Source organism: Paenibacillus sp. FSL H7-0756 (assembly GCF_038006765.1).
GTDB lineage: Bacteria > Bacillota > Bacilli > Paenibacillales > Paenibacillaceae > Paenibacillus_AQ.
On the sequence record NZ_JBBOVT010000003.1, the window covers coordinates 154881 to 167124 of the forward strand.

Sequence of the window (12244 nt, forward strand, 5' to 3'; positions counted from 1 at the left end):
AGAGCGTATTCTTGAATAAAGTATACTAGAATGATGGATATTTATTCCGGAAAGAGAGGCACGAGAATGATCAGAGCATCTGAAGATAATGAATATTATGAGCTGTCCAGTCCCACCATTCTCCCCAAGGCTTCGGGGTTCCTGTGGAATGAGCAGATGATGATTCATATGAACTGCCGGGGATATGCGGTAGCCCAGTTTATGCAGCCCGAGCCTGCGAAGTATTCCTATGCGCCGAATCTGGAGGCCAAGACGTTCATGCAGCCGGAGCAGCCTTATTATGCCCACCACCCCGGACGCTTCGTCTATGTTAAGGATGAGGAGAACGGGGAGCTGTTCTCTGCCCCTTATGAGCCTGTCCGCAACCCTCCGGATCATTACACTTTTGCGGTAGGTAAACATAATATTGTATGGACCATCGAGAAGAACGGGATCGCTATAGAGATGACGTTAAGCCTGCCTAAAGATGACCCGATGGAGCTGTGGCGGGTGAAGGTGACCAATCTGTCCGACGCTCCCCGCAAGATCAGCATCTATCCCTACTTCACCATCGGCTACATGTCATGGATGAATCAGTCGGGCGAGTATAAGGAAGCTTTGCAGGGAATCGTGGCTACAGCGGTCACGCCTTATCAGAAATATCAGGATTATGCCAAAATCAAGCATCTGAAGGACAAAACCTTCCTGCTCGCCGACCATGCCCCGGACTCCTGGGAAGTGAATCAGGAAGCCTTCGAGGGCGAAGGAGGAATAGGCTCGCCGTCAGCGCTTAAGAGTCAGCGGCTGGCGCAAGGCGAAGCCCGTTATGAGACCCCGGTTGCCGCCCTTCAATACAGTATGGACCTGGCTGCGGGGGAAGAGCGTGAATACCGCTTCATCTTCGGCCCGGCCCGGAGTGAGCAGAGAATCGCGGAGATCCGCCGGAGGCTGTTTCTGGATACCGATACGGCAGGCGAGGACGGATTCGTGCGCGCTGAGCGGGAATATGCGCAGTACATTGCGGAAGGCAGAGGGAGCATTGAGATTTCCACGCCGGATGCGGACCTCGACAATCTGGTCAACCACTGGCTGCCCCGGCAGATGTATTATCACGGTCAGACCAACCGCCTGACCACCGACCCGCAGACCCGGAATTATCTGCAGGATAATATGGGTATGAGCTACCTTAAGCCGCAGACGGCAAGAAAAGCGTTCCTGACGGCCTTAAGCCAGCAGGAGGCCAGCGGAGCGATGCCGGATGGCATTATTTTGCATGAAGCGGCTGAACTGAAATATATCAATCAGGTTCCGCATACGGATCATTGTGTCTGGCTCCCGATTTGCCTTAGTACCTATCTGGATGAGACGGATGATTACAGCATTCTGGATGAGGAAGTATCGTATGCGGGCGGGCTGGAGACAGGACCTGTGCATGAACATATCGACCGGGCGGTGCAGTGGCTGCTCCATGAGCGGGATGAGCGCGGCCTGAATTATATCAATCAGGGAGACTGGTGCGACCCGATGAATATGGTAGGGTACAAGGGACAAGGCGTGTCCGGATGGCTGACCATCGCTACCGCGTATGCATGTATGGTCTGGGCGGATATTTGCGAGCGGAGCGGCCGTACGGATATCGCCAAGACCTTCCGCCATGCGGCGGAGGAGACGAATGCGCTCGTCAATCAGTACTTCTGGGATGGCGAGTGGTATTCGCGGGGGATTACCGATGACAATGTGGTATTCGGCATCAGCAGCGATCCGGAAGGCCGGATCTTCATTAATCCCCAGGGCTGGGCGCTGCTCAGCGGTGCGGCCGATGAGGAGAAGCGGGCGAAGCTGATGAAGTCGGTCCATGAACAGCTGGAGACCCCGTATGGAGTGGAAAAGCTCGCCCCGTCCTATACCGCCATGCGCGAGGATGTGGGCCGGGTCACCCAGAAGCATCCGGGGACAGCCGAGAACGGTGCAGTCTACAACCATGCCGCTGCCTTCTATATTTATGGCTTGTATGCAGTGGGTGAGCAGGATCATGCGTACCGTCTGCTGCGCAAAATGCTCCCCGGGCCTGATATCGGGGATATCATCCGGCGGGGCCAGCTGCCGGTATTCATCCCTAACTATTACCGGGGCGCTTACAAGCAGTTCCCGCAGACCGCCGGACGCTCCAGCCACCTGTTCAACACCGGAACCGTTCCCTGGGTGTACCGTTGCCTGATCGATGGGCTATTCGGCCTGCAAGGCTGCCGGGAAGGCCTCCAGGTGAAGCCGCAGCTTCCGTCCGGCTGGCAGGATGCAACCGTGAAGCGCAGCTTCAGAGGGGCTGAGCTGCAGATTGAGATGAAGTGTGAGTCTGATGTAGCGGCAATCGAAGTCTATCTGGACGGCCAGCTTGTGCAAGACGGTGTTCTGAAGGAACTGAAACCGGGTAAGCAATATCATGTGCGGGTTAAGATTCCGGCAGAGGCTGCTGGAGGAGTAGAGTGAAGGCCAAACTGGCCGCTGACGGGCTGGATGAATCCATCGCCGCACTGGCCGCCACAAGTCAGCACGAAGTATTGGCTGCCTGGGCCGGGGACTGTGCAGAACGGGTACTGCCTTATGTGGAGGCGGCATCCCCGGAAGAGAAGCGGCCCCGGCAGGCAGTAGAAGCCGGACGCGCCTGGGTGCGCAGGGAGCTGAAGATGACCGCTGCACGGCAAGCTGCGTTCGCGGCCCACTCGGCTGCGCGTGAGGTAAGTCCGGCAGCGGCCTGCGCGGCTTGCCGCGCTGCGGGTCATGCAGCGGCTACCGCCCATGTAGCCACCCATGCGGTGCATGCCGCCACTTATGCGGTTAAGGCGGTGTACAAAGCAGCCGGACCCGGCCTGGCCGCTTCTGCCGTGATGCAGGAGCGCGAATGGCAGTACCGGCATTTGATCCGTCTGAATGAGGAATAACGAAGCATTAGATCGATGATCTTCACACAGGAGGCTCTTAAACATGACAAATCATATTCCGGAAATACTGCTGAATGATGGAAGGAAGGCACCTGCAATTGGCTTTGGAACTGCGCGGATCAGAGGCGCTGAGGGTGTGGAAAGTGTGAAGACAGCGCTGGATTTAGGCTATCGTCTGATCGATTCCGCATTCAACTATGAGAATGAGGGGGTTGTCGGAGAGGCGGTGCGGCAGAGCGGCATAGCCAGAGACCAGCTGTTCATTACCTCCAAGCTGCCCGGACGCCATCACAAGTATGAGGAAGCAGTCAAGACCATTGAGGAATCGCTGTACCGGGCAGGGCTGGATTATTATGATCTGTATCTGATCCACTGGCCGAATCCCAAGGTGAACCTGTATGTGGAAGCGTGGCAGGCACTGATTGATGCGCGGGCAAAAGGGCTGATCCGTTCGATCGGAGTCAGCAATTTCCTGCCGGAGCATCTGGAGCGCCTGATCACGGAGACGGGTGTGGTGCCGAGTATGAACCAGATTGAGCTGCATCCCTTCTATAATCAGGCAGAGCAGCGCGCATATCATGAGAAGCACGGAATCATTACTGAATCCTGGAGTCCGCTGGGACGCGGCGAGGATCTGCTGAAGAATGAACAGCTCCAGACCCTTGCCTCTGCTCGTGGCAAGTCCGTCTCACAGATTGTTCTGCGCTGGCATGTGCAGCTGGGAGCCGTTCCGATTCCAAGGTCGCAGTCGGAGGCGCATCAGCGGGAGAATATAGATATCTTCGGCTTCGAATTGTCGGAGGAAGAGATGAAGATGATCTCGGACATTCCGACCACCGGCCCGCTGTGGGAGCAGGACCCGGCCGTGTACGAAGAGTTCTGATTCATTAAATGATATACAGTGGCGGCCCCTTGCTCTTTTGGCAGGGGGCTTTTATTTTTGTGGCTGCACTCATACATAATTCGTTTAAGAAAAAGGGAAGCTGGTTACATAGAAAGAGTCAGAAGCCTACACAATCAGAAGCGAACAGAGGAGGAATATTATCATGAGTAATCAATATAAGATTCAAGATCCTGTGCAGCAATATGAAAAGGCTACACCTGAATTCGAGCAGCAGCAGCCCAGCCCCGGCCTGGAGACGAAGATGCATCCGCGTCCAGATGACGGGGCGGGTACCTACAAAGGCAGCGGAAAACTCAACGGACGAAAGGCTGTTATTACGGGAGCGGACAGCGGAATCGGGCGGGCGGTAGCGATTGCTTTTGCCCGTGAAGGCGCGGATGTGGTGCTGGCCTACCTGCCGGAGGAAGAAGCTGACGCGAAGGAAGTGGTTAAGCTTGTCGAGGAAGCCGGACGCAAGGCGGTGGCCCTGCCGGGTGATCTGAAGGACGAGAAGTACTGCGAGCAGTTGATTGCCAAGGCCGTAGAGGAGCTGGGCGGGATTGATATCCTGGCTAACATTGCCGGTAAGCAGCAGTTCGTGAAGGACATCGCAGATCTGACCACAGAGCAGTTCGATGCTACCTTCAAGACGAATGTCTACTCGCTGTTCTGGCTCTGCAAAGCAGCGGTGAAGCATATGAAGCCGGGCAGCACGATCATCAACACCTCATCCATTCAGGCCTATGAGCCTTCTGAGATTCTGCTGGATTATGCTACAACGAAGAGTGCGATCAACACCTTCAGCAAAGCGTTCGCCCAGCAGGTCGCACCTAAGGGAATCCGGGTGAACGTTGTCGCACCGGGACCGGTATGGACTCCGCTTCAGGTAAGCGGCGGACAGCCGGAGGAAGTCCTGAAGGAGTTCGGAGCCAAGACTCCGCTGGGACGCCCCGGCCAACCGGCTGAAATGGCCCCGGCTTATGTATTCCTGGCCAGCCAGGAATCAAGCTATGTCAGCGGCGAGACCCTGAATGCTAACGGCGGAATGCCGACACCATAAATAAGGCTGAGTAACAACATCGGGCAAGAACATCGGGTAAAAACCTCCGTCAGGAGGTTTTTTGCTGTGAGGGGAATACTTGCTGGCAGCCGGGGCCGCATGAATTCAGCGGGGACTTAGCTGCCGTGGCAGCCGGAGGATGAAGCTTCATTCTTTTGAGGGAGAAATGGGCTTGGAGAAGAGACTGGCAGGCAGATCAGCAGGAATTAGTTGGATGAATGGCATTTGCTAATTAAGGTTGGGTCTAATAACAGACAACAGTTGGAAAAAAGCCACTTAAATCCGCCCGTTTCATCTAAAATAGCAAAATTGACCTGATTAGATGCTGTTTTTCCACTTGCTTCCGGAAATATATCGGTAATCCGGGAATTAAGATACGTTTTTCCATTTGCTTACTCTTGCTGCGCCCCGCCTGTTTTGCTCCGGGGTCCTTCCGCTTGCTCCTCTTACTCGCAGGTGCTCCGCGTCCTTCCACTTGCTCCACGTACTCGCACGTGCTCCGCGTACGTGCCGCGAAGCGGCGGTTTTCCTTTTCCGCCGGGAGGAGCAATGCGTGATGCCTCCACTTTTGCAATCATAGGGGGTTCATATGCTACACTGGAGTAATTGAATCGTATCTGCCAGTTCTGGTGCATTAGCGGTTTGTGAAGAAGACAGGAGGAGACGGCATGGCATTCGTAACGGTGAAGGACGAATATAAGCGCTATAAGATGGGGGAGACCCTGATTGTCGCCAATGACGGCATAGAGTTCGAGATTGAAAAGGGTGAATTTGCTGTAATAGTAGGGCCCAGCGGGGCGGGAAAATCAACGGTGCTTAACATACTGGGCGGCATGGATTCCGCCGACGAAGGCCAGGTCATTGTGGACGGTACTGACATCGCACGTTTCAGCGCCAAGGAATTGACCGGCTACCGCCGTAATGACGTGGGTTTCGTGTTTCAGTTCTATAATCTGGTCCCTAATCTGACCACCCTGGAGAATGTCGAGCTGGCTTCGCAGATCTCGCCCAGGGCGCTCGATGCCCGGAAGGTGCTGGAGGATGTGGGCCTTGGCGCGCGGCTGAATAACTTCCCGGCCCAGCTCTCGGGCGGGGAGCAGCAGCGCGTGGCTATTGCCAGAGCACTGGCGAAGCAGCCGAAGCTGCTGCTCTGTGATGAGCCGACAGGTGCGCTCGATTACAACACCGGTAAGCAGGTGCTTAAGCTGCTGCAGGATACCTGCCGCGACACCGGCACAACGGTGATTGTGATCACGCATAATCTGGCGATTGCTCCGATGGCCGACCGGGTCATTGAGATCAACAACGCCAAGGTACGGAAAATGGTGAAGAATCCAGCACCGGTATCCGTGGAAGATATCGAATGGTAAGGAGCCGGAAATGATGAAGAAACGGGCACTATGGAAGGATGTTTTTCGGGAGATCGGCCGCACCAAGGCAAGGTTCCTCTCGATCTTTGCGATTATTATGCTGGGGGTCAGCTTCTTCTCCGGGATCAAGTCGGCCGGGCCGGATATGCTGGACACCGCAGCAACGTATTATAAGGATCTGCGGCTGATGGATCTGAGGGTCCAGTCCACTTATGGCCTGTCGGAGCAAGGGATTGAGCAGCTGCGGGGCATACCTGGAGTGCAGACGGTTCAGCCTGTATACAGCTCTGATGTCTTTCTTGGCGACAGCGGGCTGATTGCCAAGGTCTATTCATATACAGACAAGAATGAACTGAACGGCTACAAGCTCACCGCCGGGCATCTCCCGGCAGCCTCCGGAGAGATTGTACTGGATGAACACCTGCGCGAACAGGAGAAATTCAAGCTTGGCGATTCCATTATCTTCGGCGGAGAGGCCGGAGAGAAGCCCGAACAGAGTTTCCGGACCAAGACCTATACTGTAGTAGGCTTCGCGCAGAGTCCGCAGTATATTGAGACCGCGAACCGCGGAACCAGCCGCATCGGCAAAGGGACCCTTGATGCGTTCGCCGTCATCCCGGAAGGGGATTTCACACTTCCGGTATATACGGAGGCCTATCTCAGCTTCAAGGATACGGCTGCGGAGACGGCCTATACTCCGGCCTACGACACGTTGGTTGAGCGCCACCTCACAGAGACAGAGGTAGCGCTGAAGGATTACCCGGCACAGCGCCTGGAAGAGCTGAAGGAGGAGGCGGTAGCGGCGGCCAAGCAGGCTGCGGCTCAGCGGGGGACGCAACAGCAGCCGCAACAACAACAGGCAGCATCCGCGGCACAGAGCCAGCCGGAGCTGCCCAAGGTATATGTGGCTGATCGCACGATTAACCCGGGATACGCCGAATACAAGGATAATGCGGACCGTTTGTCCGCGATTGCGTCGGCTTTTCCGGTATTCTTTTTCCTGATCGCAGCACTTGTCAGCTTAACGACAATGACCCGCATGGTGGAGGAGCAGCGGCTCCAGATCGGGACGTTGAAAGCACTCGGATACGGCGCTATGGACATTATGACCAAGTTTCTGGTATACGGAACACTCGCCAGCCTTGCGGCATCTATTACGGGTCTGGCGGTCGGCTTCACGTTCTTCCCGGACCTTATCTATAATGCTTACAGCTCGCTCTATAACCTGCCTGATGTGATCAAGAGCTTCTACCCTTCTTACGCTGTTATTTCCATCATCGTGGCGCTGGTCTGTACAACGATGACGGCGATGATTGCTTCCCGGGTGGAGCTGCGGAGTAGCGCCTCTGTGCTGATGCGGCCCAAGGCACCGAAGAGCGGGCAGCGTATCCTGCTGGAGCGCTTCACCTTCCTGTGGAGAAGGCTCAGCTTCGTGCAAAAGGTCACGGCCCGCAACCTGTTCCGCTACAAGCAGCGGATGTTCATGACCGTTATCGGGGTGGCAGGCTGTACCGCGCTGATCCTGACCGGCTTTGGGCTGAAGGATTCCATCGGCAGCATCGCTGAACGGCAGTTCGGCGGGATTATGAAATACAGCGCCCTGGTAGCTCTGCATGATAATGCAACTCCTGCAGATCAAGCTTCCTATATGGAGCTGATTGAACAGGAGACTGCAGTTACAGGCACGCTGAATGTGCTGCAGGAGGCTATGACGGCCCGGGCCAAAGGCGTGAACGACCAGGAAGTGCGGATCTTTGTTCCCTCAGATACAGCTGCACTGGCGTCTTTCGTTAATCTTAAGGACCGCAGCAGCGGTAAGCCGAGAGTACTCAGTGACGAGGGCGCGGTCATTACTGAGAAGCTGGCTAAGCTGTATGATGTTGCTCCAGGGGATACGTTGACGCTTCTGGACAGCAACAATGAGCCATTGCAGGTCAAGGTAGCGGCGGTCACTGAGAACTATGTACTGCATTATGTATACATGACCCCGGATTACTACACGGAGGTGTTCGGCAAGGAGCCGGTCTATAATACTCAATTATTGAATTACAGCGGCAAGGATAAAGCGTGGGAGAGCGCCTTCGGGGAGAAGCTGACTGCGAATGGACAGGTGGCCTTGGTCAGCTTTTCCAGCGGTGTGGGAGAAGCCTTCGAGGAAACTATGGACAGTATGGATATCGTCATGGTGGTGCTGATTGTCTCTGCTGCCGCGCTGGCCTTCGTAGTTCTGTACAACTTGACCAATATTAACGTGTCCGAGCGGGTCCGCGAGTTGTCTACGATTAAGGTGCTCGGCTTCTATGATAAGGAAGTCACACTCTATATTTACCGGGAAAATATTCTGTTAACGCTGCTCGGCATCTTGTCCGGCAGTGCCCTGGGTGTGATCCTGCACCGGTTCGTCCTGTCGACCGCAGAGCTGGATGCCACCATGTTCGCTCCGCTCATCAAGTGGCAGAGCTATATCTATGCAGCGCTGCTGACATTACTATTCTCAGGGATCGTAATGGCTTTCATGCATATCAAGCTCAAGCGGATTCATATGATTGAAGCGCTGAAGTCGGTAGAGTAGTTCAGTCACGACTTTGTCAAAAAATAAAAAAGCATCAGCATTACAAGGAAGGATAATGAGCCGAGGGCAGAGGGCGCCCGGAGCCTTGTTCTTCTTTTTTTTGTGCCTGGAAAGGGCCGGGTAGCCAGAGGATTAGCGCTGAATCCTACGGAAATATGATGAATCGTGTCGAAAAACCGCAAAAATGATAAGAAAGTGTCATAAAAACTAACCCGATTAAACTCATTTAAATAATAAGTAAAAGGTTTTTTTACAGTTATTCCAAGATACATTGGAAGTAAATGTTTCCATAGCAAAAAAGTAAGATTTCATAGCGATAAATAAATATATTGACGTAAGATATATTCACATGTAATATAAACCATAATTTATGAGGGAAGTTGTAAGGCTTCCCGCCGGGAAAGTTGTCCCTGACCCTAATTGACCTGCGGTCTATTCATCGCATTCCTTCCATATATATTAGGTGTGATGTTATATCACATGTAATGCGAAGACGGTCATTAGTGGTCTTAGGCGGATAACGATCCGGAGCATCCCAGTCTCCCGAGAAGCTTTGAAGAGCAGGAACAAGCACTTAACTAAGGAGGAGTAAAGGAATGGCGAAAAAGAGAAAATGGTGGTCAGGTTTACTAGTCTTATCGTTGGTAGGGGTTCTATTCACAGGTTGCAGTACGAATAACACTGCGGGTTCTTCAACAAATGCGCCTGCAGCCACTACAGCTCCGGCAGAGAGTGCGGCTCCTGAGGCTACGGAAGCACCTGCGGCTGACGCGCCTGTTGACGGCGGAACACTAGTTACAAGCTCATTCTCCGATATTGTTAATATTAATCCCCTCTTAGTTAATGACACCGCGTCTGGTGATGTGGCCCAGTTCGTCTTCGCCAAGCTGTACAACCTGGACCGTGAAGGCAATGTACAGGCCGAGGATTGGTCGCTGGCTGCCGCGCTGCCGGAGATCTCTGAAGATGGCTTGACCTATACTGTGAAGCTGAAGGATACCGCCAAATGGAGTGACGGCCAGCCCGTCGTTGCAGATGATGTAATCTATACCATTGAAACGGCCAAGAATAAAGAGACAGGCTCGCCCCTGATCAGCCAATATGACAAGGTGAAGACCGTGGAGAAGGTCGATGACCACACGGTGAAATTCACAATGTCCCAGATTTACGCCCCATTCCTGTACGCCCTCGTTCAGGAGATTGTTCCGGCCCATGTCCTGAAGGATGTGAAGCCGACCGAAATGCAGAAGAACCCCTTCGGTACTGATCCGGCCAAGACCGTTACAAGCGGACCGTGGAAGTGGACAGCCTGGAAGCAAGGCGAGAGTCATACCATGGATGCTGATCCGAACTACTGGGGAACCGTGAAGCCTCATATCGCTCAGGTGATCTATAAGATCTATGCCGACCAGAACACTGAGGTTCAGGCCATTATGAAGGGTGACACAGACCATATCAGTGCGATTCCTGTAACCCAGGTAGAAGCAGTCAAGGCTGACGGCAAGATTGATATCATCCAGAAGCCGGGCGCGCAATATGAATATGTAATGTTCAACTTCGACGGCAAGAACTTCCCGGATAACTACGGTCTGTTCGCCGGACAGAAGACCAGACAGGCGATTGCCCATGCCCTGAACCGTCAGGGGATGGTGGACAATATCCTGAAGGGCATAGGCGCCCTGATGAATGCTCCGTTCCTGCCGGATACCTGGGCTGATCCGGGCGATGCAGCTGTGAACTATGATTACAATGCTGAGACGGCCAAGAAGCTCCTGGCTGAGGACGGATGGGTTGCCGGCAAGGATGGCATTCTTACTAAAGACGGACACCGGTTCTCCTTCGAGCTTCAATATAACGCCGGCAACAGCCGCCGTGAGCAGGTTGCCTCGGTTATTCAGCAGAACCTGAAGGATGTCGGCATTGAAGTGAAACCGAAGGCGATTGACTTCGCTGCCTGGATCGACCAGAACGTTACGCCGGGTAAATTCCAGGCGCTGCTGCTGGCATGGTCCCTGAATACACCAGACCCGGATGCAGAGAGCATTTTCTCCTCCAAGTACTTCCCGCCGGCTGGACAGAACAGCGGCTGGTATAAGAATGAGAAGCTGGATAAGCTGTGGGTAGACGGATATTCTACGGTAGATCAGGCTAAGCGCAAAGAAATCTACAAAGAAGTAGGTAAGGAAATCTCGACCGACCTTCCTTATGTCTTCCTGTATCAGTATGGTCAGGCGATCGGAACAGGACCTAGAGTGCACTGGGCAGAGGAGGATGCTCCAGAGCCGTCACTGGGCTATGGACAGTTCTTCCACGCTATCAAATGGTGGGTAACCGAGTAACGTACCGACTAACTGAATAGACTTGCGGGAGGTGAAAGAGAATTCTCTTTCACCTCCCCCTTTTGTATAAATGGGGGGCCTTCCGTAATCTATCGCCTTACCATCTCTAGGAGGATAGCCAATGACAGAATACCTGATACGTAGAGTGCTTCAATCGGTACTGGTCATCTTTCTGATTACCATACTAACCTTTCTTCTCATCCATGCGGCTCCGGGAGGACCCACACAAGTGATGCTGGCCCCGGGCTTGACTCCCGAAATCTTCGAGCAGCAGGCCAAGAATCTGGGTCTGGATCAGCCGATTCATATCCAGTACATCCACTGGATCGGCGACCTGCTGCAAGGGGATCTGGGATATACCTTCAAGAACCATATTGCGATCTCGGACCTGCTCTGGCCGCGTATCGGCAATACCATAATCCTGATGGGGGCGGCTTGGCTGGTATCCCTGCTGATCGCAATCCCCTGGGGAATCTACAATAGTACCAAAGTCTATGGTTTATCGGATCAGACGGCTTCGTTCATTTCCTATCTGGGCTTCGCCATGCCGACCTTCTGGTTCGGGATTCTATTGCAGCAGTGGCTGTCGCTCAAGCTGGACTGGTTCCCATTGTCGGATATGCATACAAGAGGCAAGGAAGACAGTATAGCTGATTTATTCATGCATCTGGTGCTGCCGGTAACTGTGCTGGCACTTGGTTTCCTGGCTTCTTATATGAAGTATGCGCGGGCCAGTATGCTGGAGGTGCTGGATCAGGATTATATCCGGACGGCACGGGCCAAAGGCGTCAAGGAACGCAAGGTGGTCTTCCGCCATGCCCTGCGCAATGCACTAATTCCAATTATTACGATACTAGGTCTTGATCTTCCGATCCTGGTGGGAGGGGCCGCACTAACAGAGAATGTATTCAACTGGCCGGGAATGGGCCGTTGGTTCGTAGAGATGGCCACTGCACGCGAATATTCGGCACTGATGGCGGTGACTATCGTCACGGCTGTGATGGTCGTCATTGGCAATCTTCTGGCAGATATACTGTATGTCGTAGTTGATCCCCGGGTGAAGCTCGGCAAGCAAGGGGGGAAGGCAGCATGAGTACAGATA

8 protein-coding genes are annotated in these 12244 nt (G+C 53.8%); all 8 read left to right on the forward strand.

Annotated elements, in window-relative coordinates:
• Positions 1-66: 66 nt before the first annotated feature.
• The 8 genes from NST04_RS26575 to NST04_RS26610 all read left to right on the forward strand — a co-directional run bounded on the left by NST04_RS26575 (position 67) and on the right by NST04_RS26610 (position 12235).
• On the forward strand, positions 67-2466 hold the full coding sequence (locus NST04_RS26575) for a GH36-type glycosyl hydrolase domain-containing protein (RefSeq protein ID WP_341186962.1): 2400 nt from the start codon (positions 67-69) through the stop codon (positions 2464-2466).
• Complete coding sequence (locus NST04_RS26580) at positions 2463-2918, forward strand: putative immunity protein (protein ID WP_341186963.1); 456 nt, start codon at positions 2463-2465, stop codon at positions 2916-2918. The genes NST04_RS26575 and NST04_RS26580 overlap by 4 nt, the downstream gene beginning before the upstream one ends.
• A gap of 43 nt (positions 2919-2961) precedes the next feature.
• Positions 2962-3801: an aldo/keto reductase gene (locus tag NST04_RS26585; RefSeq protein WP_341186964.1), complete on the forward strand. Its 840-nt coding sequence runs from the start codon at positions 2962-2964 to the stop codon at positions 3799-3801.
• A gap of 163 nt (positions 3802-3964) precedes the next feature.
• Positions 3965-4861 (forward strand): SDR family oxidoreductase, encoded by an 897-nt coding sequence (locus NST04_RS26590; RefSeq protein ID WP_341186965.1) that lies wholly within the window; start codon positions 3965-3967, stop codon positions 4859-4861.
• A gap of 668 nt (positions 4862-5529) precedes the next feature.
• Positions 5530-6231, forward strand: coding sequence for an ABC transporter ATP-binding protein (locus NST04_RS26595; RefSeq protein ID WP_340756855.1), 702 nt, complete (start codon positions 5530-5532; stop codon positions 6229-6231).
• A gap of 10 nt (positions 6232-6241) precedes the next feature.
• Positions 6242-8803 (forward strand): ABC transporter permease, encoded by a 2562-nt coding sequence (locus NST04_RS26600; protein WP_445667955.1) that lies wholly within the window; start codon positions 6242-6244, stop codon positions 8801-8803.
• Positions 8804-9399: 596 nt separating this feature from the next.
• Positions 9400-11142 carry an ABC transporter substrate-binding protein gene (locus tag NST04_RS26605; RefSeq protein ID WP_341186966.1) on the forward strand — a complete coding sequence of 581 codons (1743 nt, stop codon included), beginning with the start codon at positions 9400-9402 and terminating at the stop codon, positions 11140-11142.
• A gap of 121 nt (positions 11143-11263) precedes the next feature.
• Positions 11264-12235 (forward strand): ABC transporter permease, encoded by a 972-nt coding sequence (locus NST04_RS26610; RefSeq protein ID WP_036730648.1) that lies wholly within the window; start codon positions 11264-11266, stop codon positions 12233-12235.
• Positions 12236-12244: the final 9 nt, after the last annotated feature.

Excerpts from the sequence above, each read along its gene's own strand:
- NST04_RS26575 (WP_341186962.1), top strand. The coding sequence starts at position 67 with ATGATCAGAGCATCTGAAGATAATGAATATTATGAGCTGTCCAGTCCC.
- NST04_RS26585 (WP_341186964.1), top strand. The coding sequence starts at position 2,962 with ATGACAAATCATATTCCGGAAATACTGCTGAATGATGGAAGGAAGGCA.
- NST04_RS26590 (WP_341186965.1), top strand. The coding sequence starts at position 3,965 with ATGAGTAATCAATATAAGATTCAAGATCCTGTGCAGCAATATGAAAAG.
- NST04_RS26595 (WP_340756855.1), top strand. The coding sequence starts at position 5,530 with ATGGCATTCGTAACGGTGAAGGACGAATATAAGCGCTATAAGATGGGG.
- NST04_RS26600 (WP_445667955.1), top strand. The coding sequence starts at position 6,242 with ATGATGAAGAAACGGGCACTATGGAAGGATGTTTTTCGGGAGATCGGC.
- NST04_RS26605 (WP_341186966.1), top strand. The coding sequence starts at position 9,400 with ATGGCGAAAAAGAGAAAATGGTGGTCAGGTTTACTAGTCTTATCGTTG.
- NST04_RS26610 (WP_036730648.1), top strand. The coding sequence starts at position 11,264 with ATGACAGAATACCTGATACGTAGAGTGCTTCAATCGGTACTGGTCATC.